Annotated in this window: 21 protein-coding genes and 1 riboswitch; of the genes, 13 read left to right on the top strand and 8 right to left on the bottom strand. The window is 49.7% G+C overall.

The window, feature by feature from the left end; translation table 11 throughout:
• Positions 1 to 46 precede the first annotated feature (46 nt).
• Positions 47 to 778 (bottom strand): HTH-type transcriptional regulator MlrA, encoded by a 732-nt coding sequence (mlrA, locus tag FDW96_RS17415; protein WP_042307362.1) that lies wholly within the window; start codon positions 776 to 778, stop codon positions 47 to 49.
• 225 nt (positions 779 to 1,003) lie between these two features.
• On the opposite strand from mlrA, the gene FDW96_RS17410 reads away from it, so the two are divergent.
• From FDW96_RS17410 to FDW96_RS17400, 3 genes are read left to right on the top strand one after another with little or no spacing between them, the layout of a single operon-like run.
• Positions 1,004 to 2,689: a sensor histidine kinase gene (locus FDW96_RS17410; RefSeq protein ID WP_137366031.1), complete on the top strand. Its 1,686-nt coding sequence runs from the start codon at positions 1,004 to 1,006 to the stop codon at positions 2,687 to 2,689.
• A complete protein-coding gene (gene btsR / locus FDW96_RS17405) occupies positions 2,686 to 3,405 on the top strand; it encodes a two-component system response regulator BtsR (RefSeq protein WP_137366030.1) in 720 nt (239 codons plus the stop codon). Before FDW96_RS17410 ends, btsR begins: the two co-directional genes overlap by 4 nt.
• A gap of 46 nt (positions 3,406 to 3,451) precedes the next feature.
• A complete protein-coding gene (locus FDW96_RS17400; protein ID WP_042307978.1) occupies positions 3,452 to 3,922 on the top strand; it encodes a DUF1456 family protein in 471 nt (156 codons plus the stop codon).
• A gap of 44 nt (positions 3,923 to 3,966) precedes the next feature.
• Here the strand turns inward: FDW96_RS17400 and FDW96_RS17395 are convergent, their stop codons facing one another.
• On the bottom strand, positions 3,967 to 4,425 hold the full coding sequence (locus FDW96_RS17395; RefSeq protein WP_061382051.1) for a YehR family lipoprotein: 459 nt from the start codon (positions 4,423 to 4,425) through the stop codon (positions 3,967 to 3,969).
• Between the two features lie 205 nt (positions 4,426 to 4,630).
• Positions 4,631 to 6,664: a methionine--tRNA ligase gene (metG, locus tag FDW96_RS17390; RefSeq protein ID WP_079223487.1), complete on the bottom strand. Its 2,034-nt coding sequence runs from the start codon at positions 6,662 to 6,664 to the stop codon at positions 4,631 to 4,633.
• 164 nt (positions 6,665 to 6,828) lie between these two features.
• On the opposite strand from metG, the gene apbC reads away from it, so the two are divergent.
• The 6 genes from apbC to FDW96_RS17360 all read left to right on the top strand — a co-directional run bounded on the left by apbC (position 6,829) and on the right by FDW96_RS17360 (position 13,527).
• Positions 6,829 to 7,938, top strand: a complete 1,110-nt coding sequence (apbC, locus tag FDW96_RS17385) for an iron-sulfur cluster carrier protein ApbC (RefSeq protein ID WP_042307372.1) — start codon at positions 6,829 to 6,831, stop codon at positions 7,936 to 7,938.
• Positions 7,939 to 8,203: 265 nt separating this feature from the next.
• On the top strand, positions 8,204 to 8,485 hold the full coding sequence (locus FDW96_RS17380; RefSeq protein WP_042307374.1) for a DUF2574 family protein: 282 nt from the start codon (positions 8,204 to 8,206) through the stop codon (positions 8,483 to 8,485).
• A 277-nt stretch (positions 8,486 to 8,762) separates the two neighbouring features.
• Positions 8,763 to 9,317 carry a fimbrial protein gene (locus tag FDW96_RS17375; protein ID WP_042307376.1) on the top strand — a complete coding sequence of 185 codons (555 nt, stop codon included), beginning with the start codon at positions 8,763 to 8,765 and terminating at the stop codon, positions 9,315 to 9,317.
• Positions 9,318 to 9,364: 47 nt separating this feature from the next.
• Positions 9,365 to 10,048 carry a fimbria/pilus periplasmic chaperone gene (locus FDW96_RS17370; RefSeq protein WP_042307377.1) on the top strand — a complete coding sequence of 228 codons (684 nt, stop codon included), beginning with the start codon at positions 9,365 to 9,367 and terminating at the stop codon, positions 10,046 to 10,048.
• Positions 10,049 to 10,060: 12 nt separating this feature from the next.
• On the top strand, positions 10,061 to 12,538 hold the full coding sequence (locus FDW96_RS17365; protein WP_137366029.1) for a fimbrial biogenesis outer membrane usher protein: 2,478 nt from the start codon (positions 10,061 to 10,063) through the stop codon (positions 12,536 to 12,538).
• 8 nt (positions 12,539 to 12,546) lie between these two features.
• Positions 12,547 to 13,527, top strand: a complete 981-nt coding sequence (locus FDW96_RS17360; RefSeq protein WP_137360800.1) for a fimbrial protein — start codon at positions 12,547 to 12,549, stop codon at positions 13,525 to 13,527.
• A gap of 69 nt (positions 13,528 to 13,596) precedes the next feature.
• Here FDW96_RS17360 and FDW96_RS17355 read toward each other — a convergent pair whose 3' ends face one another.
• The gene (locus tag FDW96_RS17355) at positions 13,597 to 13,923 is read right to left on the bottom strand and encodes an RcnB family protein (protein WP_032941982.1); all 327 of its coding nucleotides are present in this window, start codon (positions 13,921 to 13,923) and stop codon (positions 13,597 to 13,599) included.
• Positions 13,924 to 14,166: 243 nt separating this feature from the next.
• Positions 14,167 to 14,263: riboswitch (TPP riboswitch) on the top strand.
• A 31-nt stretch (positions 14,264 to 14,294) separates the two neighbouring features.
• Between FDW96_RS17355 and thiM the strand changes: the two genes are divergently transcribed.
• The 3 genes from thiM to FDW96_RS17340 are packed head-to-tail and all read left to right on the top strand — an operon-like array spanning position 14,295 to position 16,668.
• Positions 14,295 to 15,083 (top strand): hydroxyethylthiazole kinase, encoded by a 789-nt coding sequence (gene thiM / locus FDW96_RS17350; RefSeq protein WP_042307380.1) that lies wholly within the window; start codon positions 14,295 to 14,297, stop codon positions 15,081 to 15,083.
• Positions 15,080 to 15,880, top strand: coding sequence for a bifunctional hydroxymethylpyrimidine kinase/phosphomethylpyrimidine kinase (thiD, locus tag FDW96_RS17345; protein ID WP_137366028.1), 801 nt, complete (start codon positions 15,080 to 15,082; stop codon positions 15,878 to 15,880). The genes thiM and thiD overlap by 4 nt, the downstream gene beginning before the upstream one ends.
• A gap of 41 nt (positions 15,881 to 15,921) precedes the next feature.
• Positions 15,922 to 16,668 carry a GntR family transcriptional regulator gene (locus tag FDW96_RS17340; RefSeq protein ID WP_042307383.1) on the top strand — a complete coding sequence of 249 codons (747 nt, stop codon included), beginning with the start codon at positions 15,922 to 15,924 and terminating at the stop codon, positions 16,666 to 16,668.
• Here the strand turns inward: FDW96_RS17340 and FDW96_RS17335 are convergent.
• The 3 genes from FDW96_RS17335 to FDW96_RS17325 are packed head-to-tail and all read right to left on the bottom strand — an operon-like array spanning position 16,642 to position 19,885.
• Positions 16,642 to 17,610 (bottom strand): PfkB family carbohydrate kinase, encoded by a 969-nt coding sequence (locus FDW96_RS17335; RefSeq protein ID WP_137349912.1) that lies wholly within the window; start codon positions 17,608 to 17,610, stop codon positions 16,642 to 16,644. The two genes, FDW96_RS17340 and FDW96_RS17335, sit on opposite strands and share 27 nt — an antisense overlap.
• A complete protein-coding gene (locus tag FDW96_RS17330) occupies positions 17,607 to 18,611 on the bottom strand; it encodes an ADP-ribosylglycohydrolase family protein (protein WP_137366027.1) in 1,005 nt (334 codons plus the stop codon). The genes FDW96_RS17335 and FDW96_RS17330 overlap by 4 nt, the downstream gene beginning before the upstream one ends.
• Positions 18,608 to 19,885 (bottom strand): nucleoside permease, encoded by a 1,278-nt coding sequence (locus FDW96_RS17325; protein WP_042307390.1) that lies wholly within the window; start codon positions 19,883 to 19,885, stop codon positions 18,608 to 18,610. Before FDW96_RS17325 ends, FDW96_RS17330 begins: the two co-directional genes overlap by 4 nt.
• 251 nt (positions 19,886 to 20,136) lie before the next feature.
• Between FDW96_RS17325 and fbaB the strand changes: the two genes are divergently transcribed.
• A complete protein-coding gene (gene fbaB, locus FDW96_RS17315) occupies positions 20,137 to 21,189 on the top strand; it encodes a class I fructose-bisphosphate aldolase (protein ID WP_006683855.1) in 1,053 nt (350 codons plus the stop codon).
• A gap of 21 nt (positions 21,190 to 21,210) precedes the next feature.
• On the opposite strand, the gene yegS is transcribed toward fbaB, so the two are convergent.
• A complete protein-coding gene (gene yegS / locus FDW96_RS17310; RefSeq protein ID WP_042307392.1) occupies positions 21,211 to 22,110 on the bottom strand; it encodes a lipid kinase YegS in 900 nt (299 codons plus the stop codon).
• Positions 22,111 to 22,125: the final 15 nt, after the last annotated feature.

The raw sequence follows: 22,125 nt of genomic DNA, 5'->3' as shown, positions 1-22,125 counted from the left end.
ACTCCTTATGTGAATCTAAGGATTGTACACTTTTGTTAATAGAATATTAAATACCGAGTGGATAAATATCGTGACCTAACGCGCGCCATTCACTCAACTGCTGTTGCTGAGCGGGTGTTTGGTTCTCGCCGCACCAGACAAGTAAGGTTCGCCCTTCGAACATTTCCGGTCGTAGTTGGTTCAGTGAATGGGCCAGAACGTCAACGCGCCATCCCTGCTGACTGGCAACCCAACCCTCCAGCCATAAGCGGGTGGTATCGTGAATATTCCAGCCGACAACCAGCGCATCTTTACCCTGTTTCTTGCGTGCTGAGGCCAGACAAATTGCGATGTAGTTGATGAGGACGCCGTCGAGGATCCCGAGTAACGCCTGGAGGATCGGCTGCTGACACTGCAGACGGCGGCGTAACGGTGTGAACAAATGGGTGTTGAGCGTTTGCGCAGGATAATCCTGGCCACGCTCTTTGATCCACATTCTCAGACTATGCAAATTATTGCTTTGCAAATAGCTTAATAGCGTCTCTTGCTGTTCACGCCAGCCGTTATGCACATCAATGTTCTCATTGCTGAGCAACATTTTCACCTTACTGACCTGAACGCCGTTGTTTATCCAGCGTTTTATCTCACGGATCCTGTCGATATCCGCGTCGTTAAACAGACGATGACCGCCGTCTGTCCGCTGCGGTTTGAGTAATCCGTAACGCCTCTGCCACGCGCGTAAAGTGACAGGGTTGATATCACAAAGCAAAGCCACTTCACCGATTGTGTAAAGCGCCATCGTCGTCTCACTCTTGCTCGCGAGGTCCCAGTTTTACTTTAGACGCTCTTTTGCGAACCAGGTAGTTTTGTCTGTTTTTTGATCAATGAATGGTTGGGTTTGTCGTCATGCTCGCGCTTTCGAGTGATCGTTCTCACAAATTCCTGTTTTTTTGCAACACTTCAAAGAAAGTTACGCGCAGCCCATGTATGTTACGCGCTTTTAAGTGATGTGTGGTTGGCGCGTATGTACGAGTTTAATCTGGTGTTGCTGCTGCTTCAGCAGATGTGCGTGTTTCTCGTTATCGCGTGGCTGATGAGCAAAACGCGTTTGTTTATCCCGCTGATGCAGGTCACTATCCGTCTCCCGCACAAACTGCTTTGCTATGTCACCTTTTCCATTTTCTGCATTTTGGGCACCTATTTCGGGCTGCACATTGATGACTCTATTGCTAATACGCGTGCTATCGGCGCGGTGATGGGCGGACTGCTCGGCGGTCCCGTAGTCGGTGGTTTAGTCGGTCTTACCGGTGGCTTGCACCGTTATTCAATGGGCGGTATGACGGCGCTAAGCTGCATGATTTCGACCATTGTGGAAGGTTTACTCGGCGGGCTGGTGCACAGCGTGCTCACCCGTCGTGGTCGTACCGATAAAGTCTTTAGCCCACTGACGGCGGGTGCCATCACCTTTGTGGCTGAACTGGTACAGATGCTGATTATCTTATTAATTGCTCGTCCGTTTGATGATGCGTTTCGGTTGGTCAGCAATATTGCCGCGCCGATGATGGTCACCAATACCGTGGGCGCAGCCCTGTTTATGCGTATTTTGCTCGATAAACGAGCGATGTTTGAAAAATACACCTCCGCTTTTTCCGCTACTGCGCTCAAAGTTGCCGCCTCTACGGAAGGTATTTTGCGTCAGGGGTTCAACGAGGTTAACAGCATGAAGGTGGCTCAGGTGCTGTACGAAGAGCTGGATATCGGCGCGGTGGCGATTACCGATCGTGAGAAGCTGCTGGCATTTACCGGCATTGGTGACGATCACCACCTGCCTGGTAAACCGATTTCGTCGTCGTACACTCTACGGGCAATAGAAACCGGAGAGGTGGTGTATGCCGACGGGAATGAAGTCCCATACCGTTGTTCTTTGCATCCGCAATGCAAATTAGGCTCGACGCTGGTGATTCCGCTGCGGGGTGAAAACCAGCGGGTGATGGGGACCATCAAACTGTATGAGGCTAAAAACCGCCTCTTTAGCTCGATCAACCGCACGTTGGGGGAGGGGATCGCTCAGCTACTTTCGGCGCAAATACTGGCTGGACAGTACGAGCGGCAAAAAGCAATGCTTACGCAGTCAGAAATAAAACTCCTGCATGCCCAGGTGAATCCTCATTTTCTGTTCAATGCGCTCAATACCATCAAAGCCGTGATCCGCCGTGATAGCGAGCAGGCCAGTCAACTGGTGCAGTATCTGTCGACCTTCTTTCGCAAAAACTTAAAGCGTCCGTCGGAGATTGTCACACTGGCCGATGAAATTGAGCACGTGAACGCCTATTTGCAAATTGAAAAGGCGCGATTCCAGTCGCGGCTGCAGGTGACCTTAACGGTGCCTGATGAACTTTCGTATCAGCAATTACCGGCTTTTACCCTGCAGCCCATCGTGGAGAATGCCATTAAGCACGGTACCTCTCAGTTACTGGATACCGGAGAGGTGTCGATTACCGCCCGTCGCGAAGGGCAGTATCTGATGCTTGATATTGAAGATAATGCCGGACTGTATCAGCCAACGTCTGAGGCCAGCGGGTTGGGTATGAATCTGGTCGATAAACGACTGCGCGAGCGGTTTGGCGATGATTTTGGCATCAGCGTAGTGTGTGAACCTGACCGCTTTACCCGAATCACATTACGACTTCCTCTGGAGGAACAGGCATGATCAAAGTGCTGATTGTCGATGACGAACCGTTAGCGCGGGAGAATCTGCGGATCCTGTTGCAGGAGCAAAGCGACATCGAGATTGTCGGGGAATGTTCGAACGCGGTGGAAGCCATCGGCGCGGTACATAAAATGCGCCCGGATGTCCTGTTTCTCGATATTCAGATGCCGCGTATCAGCGGCCTGGAAATGGTCGGTATGCTTGATCCTGAGCATCGCCCGTACATTGTTTTCCTGACCGCCTTTGATGAGTATGCGGTTAAAGCCTTTGAAGAACATGCGTTTGATTATCTGCTCAAGCCGATTGAAGAGGCGCGGCTGGAAAAAACGCTGAGCCGTTTGCGTCAGGAACGCACGAAGCAGGATGTATCGCTACTGCCCGAGCATCAGCAGGCGCTGAAGTTTATTCCGTGCAGCGGTCATAGCCGTATTTATTTGCTGCAAATGGATGATGTAGCATTTATCAGTAGTCGTATGAGCGGCGTGTATGTCACCAGTAGCGATGGTAAAGAGGGGTTTACAGAGTTGACGCTCAGAACGCTGGAAAGTCGTACGCCACTACTGCGCTGCCACCGCCAATATCTGGTGAATTTAGCGCAGTTGCAGGAAATCCGGCTGGAAGATAATGGCCAGGCCGAGCTGATTTTGCGTAACGGGCTGACCGTTCCGGTGAGCCGTCGTTATCTTAAAAGTCTAAAAGAGGCGATTGGACTGTAAAACTGATACACTGCGCGCCATTGCATCACCGACTGTTGAAGGCTCTATGCTAAGTAACGATATTCTTCGTAGCCTGCGCTACACCCTGAAAGCGAACAATAACGACATGGTGCGTATTCTTGCGCTTGCTGACATGGAATCCACCTCTGCGGGTTTTGATACCTGGATGACAAAAGAAGATGAAGATGGGTTTGTGCGCTGCCCGGATATCATTCTTTCCGGTTTTTTAAACGGTCTGATTTATCATCTGCGCGGGAAAGATGATTCAGCGCCGGAACTGGCGCTTGAGCGTCGTGTTAATAACAATACGGTGCTGAAAAAGCTGCGTATCGCCTTTTCGCTGAAAACCGATGATATTCTGGCCATTATGACCGAGCAGAAATTTCGCGTGTCGATGCCGGAAATTACCGCCATGATGCGCGCGCCAGATCATAAAAACTATCGCGAATGTGGCGATCAGTTCCTGCGTTATTTCCTGCGCGGTTTGACCTCTCGCGTACACAACGCGAAAGCATAACGAGAAAAACGGGCGACCACGATTAAAATCGGGTCGCCGGTCGTTTATTTCACTTCTTTAAAACCCGCCGCTTCCATTACCGTTTGCATTTGCTTCATGCTGATGTTTTTATCGGCATTCTCAGATAGCTTCATCCCGGAGATGGCCTGCAACGATTTTATATCGACCTTTTCCATATCGATAGTGACATTTTCTTGCGCGTAGGTGTCTGAATAGGTGAGCTTTTCTTCTATACCAGGGATGTTTTGATATTTAGCGCTTAAGGCGTCGAAAACTTTTGCTGCTTCTTCTTTATTGCTGGCACCGACAGACGCATAGCTGATTTTACTTTCAGAAATTTGTTTCAGAACCTTATCGCCCTTATAGGTGTAAGACACGGTAATATCCGAGCCGTTAAGGTTGGCATTGAAAGTTTTCGTCTCTTCTTTATCACCGCAACCCGCGAGGGAAAAAACCAGAACAGATGCCGCGGCGAGTGAAAGTAATTTTTGTAACGCTTTCATGTAAAACTCCATTTCATGAATATTGGATGCAAAATAATAGAGCCTGTGAATTTAATGGGCCCGTACGACCTTAATAGCAAAGCAGTATAGAATAAATCTAATCGTGATAACTGAGCAGTCCGAAAATGGAGTGATATGACGAGCTTAAGATTAGGGGAAAAGCTAACGCAAAAAAAAGCGCTGCCATTGCAGCGCTTGATATATCTTACTTCACCTGTTGGCCAGGTTTTGCACCTTCGTCCGGGCTTAACAGGAAGATATCTTTCCCGCCAGGACCTGCCGCCATTACCATACCTTCGGAAATACCGAAGCGCATTTTACGCGGTGCCAGGTTGGCAACCATAATGGTCTGGCGTCCAATCAGGACCTGCGGATCCGGATAAGCAGAACGAATACCGGAGAAGACGTTACGCTTCTCGCCACCGAGATCCAGCGTCAGACGCAGCAGTTTGTCAGAACCGTCTACGAACTCAGCGTTTTCAATCAATGCGACGCGCAGGTCAACTTTGGCGAAATCGTCAAAGGTGATGGTTTCCTGAATCGGATCGTCCGCCAGCGGGCCGGTAACCGGTGCGGCCGCGGCTTTCACCTCTTCTTTAGACGCTTCAACCAGCGCTTCAACTTGCTTCATGTCGATGCGATTGTAGAGCGCCTTAAAGGTGTTGACCTTGTGACCGAGCAGCGGCTGCTCGATAGCATCCCAGTTCAGTTCGCTGTTCAGGAAGGCTTCAACGCGTTCAGCCAGCGTCGGCAGTACCGGTTTCAGGTAAGTCATCAGAACGCGGAACAGGTTGATGCCCATTGAGCAAATTGCCTGCAGGTCCGCATCGCGGCCTTCCTGTTTAGCCACAACCCACGGGGCCTGTTCGTCAACGTAGCGGTTTGCCACGTCGGCCAGCGCCATGATTTCACGGATAGCTTTACCGAATTCACGGCTTTCCCACGCTTCGCCAATGACTGCAGCGGCATCAGTGAAGGTTTTATACAGTGCCGGGTCGGCCAGTTCAGCCGCCAGCACGCCGTCGAAACGTTTGGCGATAAAGCCAGCGTTACGGGAGGCCAGGTTGACTACTTTGTTGACGATGTCGGCGTTAACGCGCTGGACAAAGTCTTCCAGGTTCAGGTCGATGTCATCAATACGTGAAGAGAGCTTCGCCGTGTAGTAGTAACGCAGGCTGTCGGCGTCGAAGTGCTTCAGCCAGGTGCTGGCCTTAATAAAGGTGCCGCGAGATTTGGACATCTTCGCGCCGTTCACCGTCACATAACCGTGTACGAACAGGTTGGTCGGCTTACGGAAGTTGCTGCCTTCCAGCATGGCAGGCCAGAACAGGCTGTGGAAGTAGACGATGTCCTTGCCGATGAAATGATACAGCTCGGCGTCGGAGTCTTTTTTCCAGTACTCATCAAAACTGGTCGTGTCGCCGCGCTTGTCGCACAGGTTTTTGAACGATCCCATATAGCCAATTGGCGCATCCAGCCAGACGTAGAAGTACTTGCCAGGCGCATTCGGGATTTCAAAACCGAAGTACGGTGAGTCGCGGGAAATATCCCACTGCTGCAGGCCAGATTCAAACCATTCCTGCATTTTGTTGGCGACCTGCTCCTGCAACGCGCCGCTGCGCGTCCACGCCTGCAGCATTTCGCTGAACGATGGCAGGTCAAAGAAGAAGTGTTCTGAGTCACGCATCACCGGTGTTGCGCCGGAAACGACGGATTTCGGCTCGATAAGTTCGGTCGGGCTGTAGGTTGCGCCGCAGACTTCACAGTTATCGCCGTACTGATCCGGAGACTTACATTTCGGACAGGTGCCTTTAACGAAACGGTCAGGCAGGAACATGCCTTTTTCCGGATCGTACAGCTGGGAGATAGTGCGGTTTTTAATAAAACCGTTCTCCTTCAGGCGCGTGTAAATCAGCTCAGACAGCTCACGGTTCTCTTCGCTATGCGTAGAGTGGTAGTTGTCGTAGCTGATGTCAAAACCTGCAAAATCAGTCTGATGCTCCTGACTCATTTCACCGATCATCTGCTCTGGCGTGATCCCAAGTTGCTGTGCTTTCAGCATGATTGGCGTACCGTGGGCGTCGTCCGCGCAGATGAAGTTTACCTGGTGGCCGCGCATTCGCTGGTAACGGACCCAGACATCAGCCTGGATGTGCTCCAGCATATGGCCGAGGTGGATAGAGCCGTTGGCGTACGGCAGCGCGCACGTTACCAGAATTTTCTTCGCGACTTGAGTCATAGTGGGCAATTACTTCTTTTGTAGTGAAAAGGGCTTTGATAGTACCAAAATGGTAATTACTGCGCCAAGCGATAAGGGCATTTATACGTAAATGAATAATTGTTGCGGTTGGAGTAAACTACCTGGTGACTATTGTATTTTCAGAACAACAAAAAGGAGTCGGGATGAACCCACAATCCCAGGCCAAATCACCAGAAACCCTGCGCGCGATGGTCGCCGGGACGCTGGCGAATTTTCAGCATTCAACCCTGAAGCATAATCTGACGACGCTTAAAGCGTTGCACCACGTCGCCTGGATGGATGACACGTTGCACGTCGAGCTGGTCATGCCCTTCGTCTGGCATAGCGCGTTTGAAGCATTAAAAGAGCAATGCAGTGCCGATCTGCTGCGTATTACCGGCGCGAAGGCGATTGACTGGAAGTTGTCGCATAACATCGCGACGCTGAAGCGCGTGAAAAACCAGCCGGGTATTAATGGTGTGAAGAACATCATTGCCGTTAGCTCGGGCAAAGGTGGCGTAGGCAAATCCTCGACCGCGGTGAACCTGGCGCTGGCGCTGGCTGCGGAAGGGGCGAAGGTGGGCATTCTTGACGCCGATATTTATGGCCCGTCCATCCCGACAATGCTCGGTGCGGAAAACCAGCGTCCAACTTCGCCGGACGGCACTCATATGGCGCCGATTATGTCTCACGGTCTGGCGACCAACTCCATTGGCTATCTGGTCACTGACGATAACGCCATGGTGTGGCGCGGCCCGATGGCCAGTAAAGCGCTGTTGCAGATGCTGCAGGAAACCTTATGGCCGGATCTTGATTATCTGGTACTGGATATGCCGCCGGGCACCGGTGACATCCAACTGACGCTGGCGCAGAACATTCCGGTAACAGGGGCGGTTGTAGTGACCACGCCGCAGGATATTGCGCTGATCGATGCGAAAAAAGGCATTGTGATGTTCGAAAAAGTCGAAGTGCCGGTGTTGGGTATTGTTGAGAATATGAGTATGCATATTTGCAGCAACTGCGGTCACCATGAGCCAATCTTTGGCACCGGTGGCGCGCAGAAACTGGCCGAGCAGTACCACACCCAACTGCTGGGACAAATGCCGCTGCATATTTCTCTGCGTGAAGACCTCGATCGCGGTACACCGACGGTTATCAGCCGCCCAGACAGCGAATTTACTGCCATTTACCGTGACCTTGCAGGGCGCGTAGCAGCGCAGCTGTACTGGCAGGGTGAAGTTATTCCTGGCGAGATTGCCTTCCGCGCGGTGTAATTTATCGCGTTAAATATTATTCACCGCATCAATTATATATTGATGTGGTGAATATATAAGATGAAGGGAAAATAGAGTATTGTTTATCCTACCTTAATAAAACATGATTTTTTCTGAATTAAATCCGTTATTCATCATTTAAATTGATCATGCCTATCTCATTGATTTAGTATTTCAATTGGTTTTCGCGTGATAGTACATCTATCATTGCGCCAAATAACCACCCTGCATGTTAAATCGGGTTTAATACAGGAACGACATTTAGATGAAAAAAACTTTGTCGCTGGGAATTATAGTTCTGGCTTATGGATTAAGTCTTCCCACATTGGGCGCAGATACCGCAACCTTAACTATTAGCGGCACCGTTGTCGCGCCGACCTGCAGTACTGAAGTGGTAAATGCTCAACTTCAACAGCGCTGCGGCAACACCACCCACGTTTCCAGTACCGAACAAACTGTCACGTCGGTGGCGAGGGGAGTAACAACGGAACTGGTGGCTATTCCGGGGAGCGATAATCGTCAAATTATCCTCAATCGCTACGACTAGAATATTCTCTTTCATATAGCCCATATCACCTTCATGAATGATATGGGCTTTTTTATTTATCCTAAAAATAAATATGAATGGTAAATTACGCTAACTTATTAATTGTGCAAATAAGTTTGGTTTCTATCTATTTGTTGCGATTATATTGCACGGAGTAACTTGTTTTAAATCAAAAAAACATTCCGTTTACATTGCGGTAACGATTTAAACGTGTAGATTCTAGTTACAGGAATAACACCGCGTAACAAATCTAAATATATTGATTAAGGAAGATACTATGAATCGTTCAATTATTGCTGCTGTATTGGCTGGCGTATTTTTGAGTGGTGGGGCTTATGCTGCTCCTGCAGAGGAACAAGGAACTTTGACAATTACTGGCGAAGTAACAGGTACCGCTTGTCGATTCGATAATGGGAATAACGTTTCTGCAATTGAATTAGGAAATGTACCTGCTTCGGCATTTCAAGGTTACGATGTTGGCGTTGATGTTCCATTTGGCGAAAATGAAGCGACAACACCAATGATTTTGGTATGCGATCCAACCAAAGATGTAATTATTAAAGTTGATGGTGCTGCTTTCGATTATAATGATGTTATCGAAAACACAGTGGCTCAGGGATCTGGTGGTGCTACCGGTGTTGGTTTTAAATTATACCATAAAAATAAGTTAATTGAAAAAGACGGAAACTCAACGCTTGCTATTTCTGATCTTAAATCATTAGGCGATAATAAATATGAGTTGCTTCTTTCTGCGCGGTATGCAAAAGCAGCAACTAACGTTTCTGAGGGTAAGGTAAACGGAACTGTAAAACTGATGGTCATCCAGGAATAATGTTATGCCGGCAACCTTGGTTGCCGGCATAAAATAAGGAATGAAAAATGAAGATGCTATGTGCGGTAATCACATTATCAGTTGTTACACCAGTTCATGCAGGGATAGTGATTTATGGCACAAGAGTTATTTACCCCGCGGAAAAAAGTGAAATAACGCTGCAGTTAATGAACCAGGAACAAAATGCCTCTCTGGTTCAGGCCTGGATCGATGATGGTAATACATCATTACCGCCAGAGAAGATTCAGGTTCCCTTTTTATTAACGCCTCCAGTGGTCAGGGTGCCGGGCAATTCAGGTCAACAGCTCAAAATCAAAAAAATGCCCAATACGTTGCCGAAAAATAAAGAGAGCCTGTTTTATCTTAATGTACTGGATATTCCGCCTAATAACCCAGTAAATGCTGGCAAGAATGTTATAAAGTTTGCGATGCAGAATCGTATTAAATTATTTTACCGTCCGTCAGGTATTGCACCAGTTAATAGTGCGACTTTCAAAAAAATAGTTTTGGTACGCAATGGTAAGAGTTTTATCATAAAAAATGACAATGCTAATTGGGTTACGGTAGCTGAGATAAAATTTGGCAGTGTGAAAATAAATGATAAATCAGTGATGGTCGCACCATTCTCTAGTGAACCCGTCATGGTTAAAAGTAGTAACGCTAACCAATATAAATTAACCATTATCAATGATTATGGCAGCTTTATAAGTGATAGCGTCAGCTTGAAATAACAGGAGCTGATTATGTTAAGGATGACCCCGCTTGCTTCTGCGATATTAATTTCGTTATGGAGTATTACTACCTATGCTGAAGAGACCTTCGATACCAATTTTATGACTGGTGGTATGAAGGGGGCGAAGGTTTCTGATTTCCGTATTGATGATAACCATCCATTGCCAGGGCAGTATGATGTTGATATCTATGTCAATACTCAATGGCGCGGTAAATATGAGATTACTGTTAAAGACACCCCTGAAGAAACTTGTCTGTCCCGCGATACGATTTCGCGTTTAGGAATTAATACTGATGAGATCGATAAAACCCAGACATGTCTGACGCTTAAGCAAATGGTTCAAGGAGGAAGCTATAGTTGGAATATAGGAAAATTTCAGTTAAACCTTAGCGTACCCCAGGCTTATGTAGATGAATTGGAAAATGGTTATGTTCCCCCAGAAAACTGGGACCGTGGAATTAATGCTCTTTATACTTCTTATTACCTTAGTCAGTACTACAGCGACTATAAAAATTCTGGTAATAGTAAAAGCACCTATGCTCGTTTTAACAGTGGACTGAATCTGCTGGGCTGGCAGTTACATTCAGATGCCAGCTATACCAAAGCTCAAGACAGTAGCGGTGAGTGGAAAAGTAATACTTTTTACCTTGAGCGTGGGATCTCGCAAATTCTCGGTACTCTGCGTGTCGGGGATATGTACACATCGTCTGATATTTTTGACTCTGTGCGCTTTCGCGGAGTGCGAGTGTACCGTGATATGCAGATGTTACCGAACTCAAGGCAAAATTTTACGCCATTGGTTCAGGGGATTGCACAGAGTAATGCGTTAGTGACTATTGAGCAGAACGGCTTTGTGGTTTACCAAAAAGAGGTACCGCCAGGTCCGTTTTCTATCGCTGATTTACAACTGGCGGGCGGTGGTGCTGATCTTGATGTCAGTATTAAAGAGGCCGATGGGTCAGTAACGACCTATCTGGTACCGTTCTCTTCTGTCCCGAATATGCTGCAACCTGGTGTATCCAAATATGATTTTGTCGCTGGTCGCAGCCATATTGAGGGTGCAAGTAACCAAACCGATTTTACCCAGCTAAGTTATCAATATGGGTGGAATAACCTCTTGACGTTATACGCCGGTACGATGCTCGCTGATAACTACAATTCGTTTACGTTAGGGACTGGCTGGAATACCCGAATTGGCGCCATCTCCGTGGATGCGACGCGTTCGCACAGTAAACAGGATAATGGCGATGTATTTGATGGGCAAAGCTATCAAATTGCTTATAATAAATATTTAACACAAACCGCCACGCGTTTTGGCCTTGCTGCCTATCGATACTCATCACGGGATTACCGAACGTTTAACGATCACGTTTGGGCTAATAATAAAGACAGCTATCATCGTGATGAAAATGATGTTTATGACATTGCAGATTATTACCAGAATGATTTTGGCCGTAAAAATAGTTTTTCTGCAAACATCAACCAATCTTTACCAGTCGGCTGGGGGTCTGTGTCACTGAGTACACTATGGCGCGATTATTGGGGGCGTAGCGGCAGCAATAAAGATTATCAGTTGAGTTATTCCAATACATGGCAACGGATCAGTTATACGTTTTCTGCCAGTCAGACTTATGATGAAAATCATCGCGAAGATAAGCGGTTTAACTTTTTTATCTCTATTCCGTTTGAATGGGGAGATGATATTACTTCAAGAAGCCGACGTTTATATGTATCCAATTCAACAACTTTTGATGATGACGGCTTTGCCTCAAATACGACCGGGCTTTCAGGAACGATTGGCGATCGCGACCAGTTTAACTACGGTGTCAACCTGAGTCATCAGCGTCAGGACAGCGAAACGATGGCTGGTGCCAACCTAACGTGGAATGCACCGCTTGCTACGCTAAACGGCAACTATAGCCAGTCAAATAAATATATGCAAGCCAGCGGCAATATTTCAGGCGGGGTGTTGGCATGGTCTGGCGGAGTGAATCTGGCTAATCGTCTCTCAGATACCTTTGCTATTCTTCAGGCTCCGGGACTGGAAGGGGCCTATGTTAACGGGCAACGATACCGTACCACGAACCATAACGGTGTAGTGTTATACGATACTATTACCCCCTATCGGGAAAATAACCTGATGCTGGATATTTCAAATACGAACAGTGAAACCGAGTTGATGGGGAATCGACACAGTACCGCTCCCTATCGGGGTGCCGTGGTGTTGGTTAAATTTGAGACCGATCAACGTCAGCCATGGTTTATTCGTGCGTTGCGTCCAGATGGTTCACCGCTGACGTTTGGCTATGAAGTTGAAGACAGCCATGGACAAAATATTGGTGTGGTAGGTCAGGGAAGTCAGCTTTTTATTCGTACCAACCAAGTACCGCCGGAGATAAAAGTGGCGGTCGATAAACAACAGGGACTTTCATGCGCAATCACCTTCGATAAAACGATTGATGAAAGTAAAGTTTATATTTGTCGGTGAGGTGATACATGAAAAAGTATTACATAATGTTGGTTTTATTATTTCCAATGATGTCTTACGCAACTTGCTCGGGAACGCAAGAAAAAGATGCTAACATTAGTTTCACATTAACGGACCAAGGGGAGACTAAAAATTTCAATACGAATTTTGATGGGAGTTTTAGTTGTTATAGCTCTGGAGATAAAATTTATATAGCCAATAGCCTACAAGATTATATAGTTGAATTGCAAAATTCTTCAGGCGGGAAATCTATATATATTAAATTAAATGCTTCTGTCGGGGGGGAATCGCCAATACCTACGCCAGGTTCAGTATTTCCCAGTCGTGATTATTCAGCAGCAGATCTGTTTAATACAAAAGATATTCAACTTAAGGTTGAATATGTCGACGCTCCTGGTAATGTAAAACAGCGGTTTTCTAACACCAGCACCTTTACTATTGATGATGCGATTATATTTTCATCAAATTCCAGCTGTAGTTTGACAAATATTTTAGCATGTTTACTAGGTCTGAATGCTTCATTTTCGCAAAAAATAACCTTCAATATAACGCATAAACCGACAACCTGTAAGTTTTTACAGTCTGATTATGCTATTACTTTACCGAATATTTCTATGAAAGATTTACAGGCTGGTAGATATGGAGAAAATGTTTCTGATACTCTCAAGCTAGAATGTAACGGTGTGTATAGTGTAGCAACAAATCCTGTAACACTTAAAGTTTCTTCTGGCGATTGGTCGGATGATGGACTTACCCTGAAAAACACTTTACCTGATGGTGCGCAAGGAGTGGGATTTAATATCTACAGTGGTTCAGATACCAGTGTCCCCTTAAAAAACGGATCTGTTTTAAAAAGAATAGAAAAGATGGGGGCGGTTGATAAATATTATAATTTTATAGTTAGTGCCAGGTATGCACGAATTAATAATGAACCGTTACGAACAGGGAAAGTGCAAAGCAAGGTTGTTTTTACTATTACATATGATTGATTTTTCATGAAATTTAGAACACGAATTGCCTCTTGGACAGTACGTGTTCTTCATTTTAATTAAATACCATTATCGATGATAAAAAATCTCGCCATCGTAGGCTTTAATGATCTTAGCATCGGCATCATTGACCAGCACATACGCGCCGCCCATATAGGTCCAGTGGGTGCCTGCGGTCGGTGCGGGCAGGTTGCGCAGATTCCATTGCTTAATGGTGTATTCTTCGGTGAGATACAGTGGTGGAACTTTGTCACCGGGTTTGAAATGGGTAAAGTCAGCAATAAAACTTTTTAGCTCATATTGATCAATACCCTTTGCGGCAGCAGTAGCTGTAGGCGCGGCCCAGACGGTGCTGGTTACAAGCAACAGCGCACCCAGCAACATTTTCTTCTTCATACCCATCCTCTCTACCTGTTCGGGTCATCAAAATCAGTCATGTATGATTCCTGGCTAACAGGACATCTGACAAGCACTATTTTGTTATCACTCCAGTAATTTCGTAAAAAGTGTAAATGAAAGTACAGAAATCAGGCAACTGTGACCAGAGGTTTAGCGGCGAACCATCAGCGTGCCGTGCCGATTTACATCATCAGACACAGACAGTATCCTGTTGCTGAAACCAGCATATTACGTTTGTGTTTCAACGACTCGGGGTGCCCTTCCTGGTGAAGGCTGAGAAATACCCGTACCACCTGATCTGGATAATGCCAGCGTAGGGAAGTCTGACACTGCTCGTGTCCCTTCTTCGCGCGGGCAGGAGCTGAACCATGCAGCCTGACCTGCACAGCCGCGCGCTCGCGGCCCACGCCTTACACCAATTTAGAACGCTTTCCCCACTTGTACACTGTATGACCAATGAGGTCGTGCAAAACTTTACCGCCAATACGCTGTTGGCGTTAGGCGCATCACCTGCGATGGTGATTGAGCCCGAGGAAGCCAGCCAGTTTGCGGCTATCGCCAGCGCGTTGCTGGTTAACGTCGGCACGCTTACTCGTGACCGGGCCACGGCGATGCGCGCTGCCGTTGAGCAGGCATACCTTGCTAAAACCCCCTGGGCGCTCGATCCCGTTGCCGTGGGCGCTCTTGAGTTTCGCCGCCGCTTTTGTCTGGATTTACTGTCGCTACAGCCAGCCGTAATTCGCGGTAATGCCTCGGAAATACTGGCGCTGGCGGGGATGAACGGCGGGGGGCGTGGCGTGGATACGACCGATACGCCAACCGCTGCGCTTGGCGCGGCCCAGGCGTTGGCTCGTGAGGTAGGGACCATCGTCGTGGTGACCGGCGAAGTGGACTATGTTACCGATGCTCAGCGTACCGTCTGCGTGAATGGCGGCGATATATTGATGACGCGCGTGGTCGGCACAGGTTGCGCGCTATCTGCGGTCGTTGCGGCCAGCTGTGCCTTGCCCGGCGACCGGCTTGATAACGTCGCTTCCGCCTGTAGCTGGATGAAACAGGCCGGACAAATCGCCACGCAACAATCGACCGGACCGGGCAGTTTTGTCCCGGCATTTCTCGACGCCCTCTATAACCTGAACGCGCAGGAGCAAGCATGAAACGGATTAACGCATTAACGATCGCCGGAACCGATCCCAGCGGTGGCGCGGGTATTCAGGCCGATTTAAAAACTTTCTCCGCGCTTGGCGCTTACGGCTGTTCGGTGATCACGGCGTTGGTGGCGCAAAATACGCGCGGGGTGCAGTCGGTGTATCGCATTGAACCTGACTTTGTTGCCGCACAACTGGACTCGGTGTTCAGCGATGTACGTATCGATACCACCAAAATCGGCATGCTGGCGGAAGCGGATATTGTTGAAGCGGTGGCCGAACGTTTGCACCGCCATCGGGTGCAAAATGTGGTGCTGGATACGGTGATGCTGGCGAAAAGTGGCGATCCGTTACTGTCGCCTGCGGCGGTAGAAACGCTGCGTACCCGTTTGTTGCCGCAGGTTTCAATTATCACCCCAAATTTGCCGGAGGCAGCGGCATTGCTCGGCGCATCGCATGCGCAAACTGAGCAGGAGATGTTAGAACAGGGAAGGGAGCTGCGAGCGCTGGGCTGTGAGGCGGTGCTGATGAAAGGCGGTCATCTGGAGGATGTGCAAAGCCCGGATTGGCTGTTTACCCGTGATGGCGAACAGCGTTTTACTGCGCCAAGGGTGATGACCAAAAATACCCACGGTACCGGTTGTACTCTTTCCGCAGCGCTGGCGGCGCTGCGTCCACGGCATAACAATTGGGCTGATACGGTACAGGAAGCCAAACTGTGGCTTTCGGCGGCGCTGGCACAGGCTGACACGCTGGAAGTGGGTGAGGGAATTGGTCCGGTGCATCATTTCCACGCGTGGTGGTAATGAGTATACTGGCTGCAGAAACGGCTGCAGGAAAAAGATAAATGGAACAAGCGCATACCCAGCTTATCGCGCAACTGAATGAACGCATTGCAGCGGCAGATAACACGCCGCTGTATATGAAATTTGCGCAAACGGTGAAAAACGCTGTGCGCAGCGGGATTCTGGAGCATGGCAATATCCTGCCCGGCGAGCGTGATCTCAGCCAGTTGACCGGCGTGTCGAGGATTACGGTACGCAAGGCGATGCAGGCTCTGGAGGAAGAAGGCGTGGTGACACGCGCCCGCGGTTACGGGACGCAGATCAACAACATCTTCGAGTATTCGCTCAAAGAAGCGCGGGGTTTTTCGCAGCAGGTTGTTTTACGCGGCAAAAAACCAGATACGCTGTGGGTCAACAAGCGCATTGTGCCTTGCCCGGAAGAGGTGGCGCAGCAGTTGGCTGTTGCTGTCGGGAGTGAGGTCTTCCTGCTCAAACGTATTCGCTATGTCGATGAAGAAGCCGTTTCTATTGAAGAGTCATGGGTACCGGCCCAACTAATCCATGATGTGGATGCCATCGGCGTTTCGCTGTACGACTATTTTCGCAGCCAGCATATCTTCCCGCAGCGTACGCGTTCACGCGTCAGCGCCCGGATGCCAGACGCGGAGTTCCAGGCTCACATTCAAATGGACAGCAAAGTGCCGGTGCTGGTGATCAAGCAGGTAGCGCTTGACCAGCAGCAACGGCCCATTGAATACAGCATCAGCTATTGCCGAAGCGATCTATACGTCTTTGTGTGCGAGGAGTAACGCCTCTCGCGAGGGGGCGCAATCGCCGCCGCGATGCCCGACTACCCAGGAAGCCACCGCATTGCCCAGCAGTACCGCATCAGCCAGCGGCCAGCCTGACGCCAGTCCGGCCAGCATGCCGCCAGCGTGGCTGTCGCCCGCGCCAATGGTATCAACGACGGTGGTCTTAAATGCTGGCACGCAACCGGATGTTTGCGCGCTGAAATACCACGCGCCGTCTTTATCGTGGCGTATCACCACCGGCGCGGCGAAACGGCGCACCCACTCTGCTCCAAAACCCTCTACATCCTGGCTTAATGCAAACCGCTCGGCGGCAATTTCGGCCTCCTGTCGATTGAGCGATACTAGCGGGCGGCAGGCCATGATTCGCGCCATTAAGTCGTCTGAAATATCGCCGATTCGCGGACCAAAATCGATAAATGGCGTCACGTCTTCCAGACCTTCCAGCCACTGTACCAGCAGCTCGCCACATGGAGAGGTTAACTGATAGCCTGACAGATAGACCAGGCTGTTACGCGGGATGTTCAGACGCGCCAGCCAGTCGGCGTTCCACTGGTTTTCGACGCCGCTAAAAGACATAAAGGTACGTTCGCCATCCGGTTCCACCAGCGCCAGACACCAGCCGTTATCGCCTTCCGCGTTGTCGATCAGGCTATGCAATCCCTCTTTTGCCATCCGGTTGCGGATAATATCGGCCCATACCCCCTGACCCAGCGGTAGCGCATTGCTGGCGTTGATACCTAATCGCTTAAGCGCAACGGCAATATTGAGCGCGCAGCCGCCAATGTTAACGCCTTGCTGTTTAAGCTCGATATCACATCCGCGCCATGGGAGGGCATACGCATCGGCAATGACATCAATGACCGCTGCCCCCACCACCGTGACCGGCCTGTGTGAACCTAACTGCGGGATAAGTTGTTGCAGACGCGAGGTGCTGTTCATAGCGCCTCCCGTTGTCCGCGCAGTCGCAGTAATCCGCTGGCATAGCGGGTAAAGTCCAGCTGATTTACCGCATCCAGTTCCTGTTTCAATGCCGGGTTAATCGCGCTTACGCCATGCAGCGCACCGCAAATGGCGGTCGCCATTGCCCCGATGGTGTCGGTATCGCCGCCAAGATTCGCGCACAGAATGGCGCAGCGGTTAGGATCGGTCTGCGACAGTTCGACCATCGCGATGGCGCAGGGCACGGACTCAATGGTGCTGGTTCCGGCCCCAACGACCTGGTACAACTGCTCGCTGGCGGACTCTATACCATCGGCATGACGGACGATTTTTAGCGCCAGTTCAAGGCGGGCAGAGAGCGAGGCGCTAAAGGTGGTGATCCGTTTTTGCTGCGCATGTCGGGCAATGGCAGGTAGCGCGTCAACAATCTCCGACCATTTTCCTCCGTCGATAGCACGCGACACCGCCCATGCGATGACGACTGCGCCGGCGATAGCCAGATCCGATTTATGCGTCGGGCTGGAGGCCAGTGCCACGTCATCAATAAAGGTATCGAGATCGCGCGCGGGCAGCAGACATCCCAGCGGCGAAACGCGCATTGCCGCCCCGTTAGTGACGCCATTATTTTCCAGTTCGGCAACAGGTTTGCCGTTGCGAATGGCATTTAGCGCAATTTTTGATGTTGGACCAAGCACGTTTTTATTAAAAGCATCGAAACGTTCGGCCCAGGCCAGAATATTGCGGCCAATAACGTCTGGGACTATCTTTCCGTCACATTCAAGCAGGGCATCAGCCAGACACAAGGCCATGGATGTGTCATCGGTAAATTCCGCCTGGTTAAAATAGCAGGCGGCATTATTTTCCGCAGGTCCAGGCAAGAAACGGTCGATCCAACCGAAGTGTGCTTTTACCCGGGTTCTTGGCCACAGTTCCGACGGCATGCCCATCGCATCCCCTAACGCCTGCCCATAAAGAGCACCGAGAATACGTTCTGCTTTCATTTCACTTCCCCTTGTTTCAACGCTACATCGCGATCGTCCACCTTAATGGCGGTAATTTCTTTGTCTGATTCGCGAAAGAAAATCATAAACAGCACGGCAATGACGGCGATCATGATCGCGCCAAATCCCCACATGCCCGCCCAGTTGAAGGTGAGACCATTAACCGGTTCCTTATAGGCAAACATTTTTTCCATCATTACGCCGCCCAGGCGATAACCCAGCAGGCTGCCGAATCCCTGACAGCAGAGCGTGATAAGCCCTTGCGCTGCGGTGCGCATGTGTACCGGCGCTTTTTTATCGACATAGATATAGGCCGTAACGTAGTAGAAGTCGTAACTGACGCCGTGTAGCAGAATGCCGAGAAACAGCAGGGCATAAGTGAAATATTCTTCCGCACCGCCGTAAACGAAGAATCCGTAGCGGATAGCCGCCGTAATAAGACCAAGCAATAATACCTTTTTAATGCCAAAGCGTTTGGTGAAGAACGGCAGCGCCAGCATAAAGAAGATTTCAGAGAACTGGCCCAGCGTCATCCAACCGGTGGCATTTTTCATCCCAACTTCTGTCAGATAACCGTTGGCGAAGATGTAATAAAACGCCAGCGGCATGGCAAACAGGAATGAGCAACAGAAAAAGACGAGGAAGTTCTTATCCCGCAGCAGGATCAGCGCATCCAGCCCCAGCATGACTTTGAAATCCATCTTGCCGGTACTTTTCGGCGGCGTATCCGGTAAAAAGAACGCAAAAACGCCTAACAGCGCGGAACTTCCGGCCGTGACAAGCAGGGGAATATTGGTGGGGGAAATATCGCTATAGCCGAGCATTTGCGGCAAGAACCCGCAGGCCAAACCAGACGCAATCCAGCCAATGGTGCCCATCACGCGAATGCGTGGGAAATCACGCTCAACGTCCGGTACGTTGGCAAAAGCGATACTGTTGGTTAACGCAATTGTCGGCATGTAGGTCAGTGAATAGGCCAGTAACAGCGGGAAGAATCCGCTGAAGGTGGTTTGCTGCGCGGCGAAGTACATCAGGATAGCGCCGACAAACATCAACACGGCGAGGACTTTTTGCGCTGAGAAGAAGCGGTCAGTGATAGAGCCAACCAGAATCGGCGACAGGATCGCGGCAATGGCGGTACAGGCGTAAGACCAACCAATTTCACCCGCGGTAAAGCCACTTTTGCTGAGCCACAGCCAAAGTGGGACAAACCAGGCGCCCCAGATAAACCACTCAACAAACATCATGAACGACAGCTTAACTGTAGTTTTCATCTTTAAATCCTTCATGACAGGTAAGGTACGCGTTGATAGTACCATTTGGTAATACCTTTAAAATACCTTTGCGGTCTAAATTTGACCGCCTTAACACAATTTCTTCCTGAATCGTTCCAGCGGAAATCGCTGAAAAGTGCGCTAAAGATGGAAAAAAAGCGCAGTCGGTACCAGGCTTATTGCTGCCCGCAAAAAGCGGGTCAGGATAATTCACATTCCGATTATTAATCGGAACTTACGGGAGCATAGCTATGACTGATATTGCGCAGTTGCTTGGCAAAGATGCCGACAGCCTTTTACAGCATCGTTGTATGACCATTCCTTCTGACCAACTTTACCTGCCAGGACATGATTACGTCGATCGCGTAATGGTTGATAACAACCGTCCGCCAGCCGTACTGCGTAATATGCAGACGCTGTATAACACGGGCCGTCTGGCCGGAACAGGGTACCTGTCGATTCTTCCGGTGGACCAGGGCGTGGAGCATTCTGCCGGGGCATCGTTTGCGGCTAACCCGTTGTACTTTGATCCAAAGAATATCGTGGAACTGGCAATCGAAGCAGGGTGTAACTGCGTGGCATCGACCTATGGCGTGCTGGCTTCTGTTTCCCGCCGTTACGCGCACCGCATTCCGTTCCTTGTGAAGATTAACCACAACGAAACTCTCAGTTATCCCAATACGTTTGACCAGACGCTATACGCCAGCGTCGAGCAGGCGTTCAATATGGGCGCGGTTGCGGTCGGGGCGACAATCTATTTCGGTTCTGAGGAGTCTCGCCGTCAGATTGAAGAGATTTCTGCCGCGTTTGAGCGTGCCCATGAACTGGGTATGGTCACCGTACTGTGGGCTTATCTGCGTAACTCCGCGTTTAAGAAAGACGGCGTGGATTATCACGTCTCCGCCGATCTCACCGGTCAGGCTAACCATCTGGCAGCCACCATTGGGGCGGATATTGTGAAGCAGAAAATGGCGGAAAATAACGGCGGATACAAAGCCGTTAACTTTGGCTACACCGACGATCGCGTCTACAGCAAGCTGACCAGCGATAACCCGATTGACCTGGTACGCTATCAGTTGGCGAACTGCTATATGGGGCGCGCTGGATTAATTAACTCTGGCGGCGCTGCCGGTGGAGAAACCGATCTGAGCGATGCGGTACGTACGGCGGTCATTAATAAACGCGCTGGCGGTATGGGGCTGATCCTTGGACGCAAAGCTTTCAAGAAAACCATGGCCGACGGCGTTAAGCTGATTAACGCCGTGCAGGATGTTTATCTGGATAGCAAAGTCACCATTGCCTGATTCCGGCGGGGTGCCGTTTTGTTAGCGCAACAACGGGCAACCCGGCGGCAGTCTGCAACGTAGCGCCGCGGGCAGGATTTCAATATGAAATTCCTGTCCGCTGAGCGGTTCGCCATCAAGATTAAAGGTAATTTCGTGTGGGGCGCGGATATCAAACCACGATGAAGCGCCATCAATGATATTAGGGTTGTCTTCAGATTGCGTTAACGCTGAAAGCAGCCCAGGCAGCAACTCCTCGCCGGTGAAAATGCGCAGTTGCAGCAGACCGTCGTTAATCAGCGCCGTCGGGCAAAGCTGTTGTCCACCACCGGCCTGGCGGCCATTACCAATCCCAATCACCAGCGCTTTGCCCTGCCAGTGAAAATCTTCTCCACGGATGTCGCAGACGTCGGGTTTGAGCGTATCCATGCGCATTAAACCGTGAATAAAATACGATACGCCGCCCAGCGCGGCTTTGAGTTTTTCTGGCGTTTCGGTGGTGATGCGTGTACCGAAGCCGCCGGTCGCCATATTGATAAAACAGGTTTTATCATTGACCTGTACCATATCTATTTCAGCGGCATTTGCGGCAATAGCCAGCTTTAACGCTTTATCAAGGTCGTCGGGTATACCCACGCTGGTGGCAAAGTCATTCGCCGTTCCCAACGGTAAAATACCCAGGGCGGGAATATTGCCCCCCTGTGACTGGATTAGCGCTGTCGAGACTTCGTTGATCGTGCCGTCGCCGCCGCCGGCAATCACCGTTGCAACGCCTAATCGACGCGCTTCATCCACGTAACGTTGAGCGTCGCCTTTTTCCCAGGTAACGCGAACATGGATTTCCACACCCTCATCACGCAGATTTGCAATGGCGTCACGTAGGGGAAGATTATCAGCACTTTTTCCATTGAGGATCAGCAAGCTGGCAGGAAACGCTATCATCCTTATGCCTCATTC

Origin of the sequence: Citrobacter sp. TBCS-15, assembly GCF_005280815.1 — a bacterium.
Classification (GTDB): domain Bacteria; phylum Pseudomonadota; class Gammaproteobacteria; order Enterobacterales; family Enterobacteriaceae; genus Citrobacter; species Citrobacter werkmanii.
The sequence above is the reverse complement of the archived record's forward strand: the minus strand, read 5'-3'. Positions and strand labels throughout refer to the sequence as shown.

Bases quoted from the DNA above. Each gene is read 5' to 3' on its own strand.
- FDW96_RS17330 (WP_137366027.1), bottom strand. From the start codon at position 18,611: ATGAAAGCAGAACGTATTCTCGGTGCTCTTTATGGGCAGGCGTTAGGG.
- thiM (WP_042307380.1), top strand. From the start codon at position 14,295: ATGCAGCCTGACCTGCACAGCCGCGCGCTCGCGGCCCACGCCTTACAC.
- FDW96_RS17380 (WP_042307374.1), top strand. From the start codon at position 8,204: ATGAAAAAAACTTTGTCGCTGGGAATTATAGTTCTGGCTTATGGATTA.
- FDW96_RS17400 (WP_042307978.1), top strand. From the start codon at position 3,452: ATGCTAAGTAACGATATTCTTCGTAGCCTGCGCTACACCCTGAAAGCG.
- FDW96_RS17365 (WP_137366029.1), top strand. From the start codon at position 10,061: ATGTTAAGGATGACCCCGCTTGCTTCTGCGATATTAATTTCGTTATGG.
- FDW96_RS17340 (WP_042307383.1), top strand. From the start codon at position 15,922: ATGGAACAAGCGCATACCCAGCTTATCGCGCAACTGAATGAACGCATT.
- metG (WP_079223487.1), bottom strand. From the start codon at position 6,664: ATGACTCAAGTCGCGAAGAAAATTCTGGTAACGTGCGCGCTGCCGTAC.
- FDW96_RS17375 (WP_042307376.1), top strand. From the start codon at position 8,763: ATGAATCGTTCAATTATTGCTGCTGTATTGGCTGGCGTATTTTTGAGT.
- FDW96_RS17370 (WP_042307377.1), top strand. From the start codon at position 9,365: ATGAAGATGCTATGTGCGGTAATCACATTATCAGTTGTTACACCAGTT.
- FDW96_RS17335 (WP_137349912.1), bottom strand. From the start codon at position 17,610: ATGAACAGCACCTCGCGTCTGCAACAACTTATCCCGCAGTTAGGTTCA.
- FDW96_RS17410 (WP_137366031.1), top strand. From the start codon at position 1,004: ATGTACGAGTTTAATCTGGTGTTGCTGCTGCTTCAGCAGATGTGCGTG.
- FDW96_RS17360 (WP_137360800.1), top strand. From the start codon at position 12,547: ATGAAAAAGTATTACATAATGTTGGTTTTATTATTTCCAATGATGTCT.
- thiD (WP_137366028.1), top strand. From the start codon at position 15,080: ATGAAACGGATTAACGCATTAACGATCGCCGGAACCGATCCCAGCGGT.
- FDW96_RS17325 (WP_042307390.1), bottom strand. From the start codon at position 19,885: ATGAAAACTACAGTTAAGCTGTCGTTCATGATGTTTGTTGAGTGGTTT.
- FDW96_RS17355 (WP_032941982.1), bottom strand. From the start codon at position 13,923: ATGAAGAAGAAAATGTTGCTGGGTGCGCTGTTGCTTGTAACCAGCACC.
- btsR (WP_137366030.1), top strand. From the start codon at position 2,686: ATGATCAAAGTGCTGATTGTCGATGACGAACCGTTAGCGCGGGAGAAT.
- yegS (WP_042307392.1), bottom strand. From the start codon at position 22,110: ATGATAGCGTTTCCTGCCAGCTTGCTGATCCTCAATGGAAAAAGTGCT.
- fbaB (WP_006683855.1), top strand. From the start codon at position 20,137: ATGACTGATATTGCGCAGTTGCTTGGCAAAGATGCCGACAGCCTTTTA.
- apbC (WP_042307372.1), top strand. From the start codon at position 6,829: ATGAACCCACAATCCCAGGCCAAATCACCAGAAACCCTGCGCGCGATG.
- mlrA (WP_042307362.1), bottom strand. From the start codon at position 778: ATGGCGCTTTACACAATCGGTGAAGTGGCTTTGCTTTGTGATATCAAC.
- FDW96_RS17395 (WP_061382051.1), bottom strand. From the start codon at position 4,425: ATGAAAGCGTTACAAAAATTACTTTCACTCGCCGCGGCATCTGTTCTG.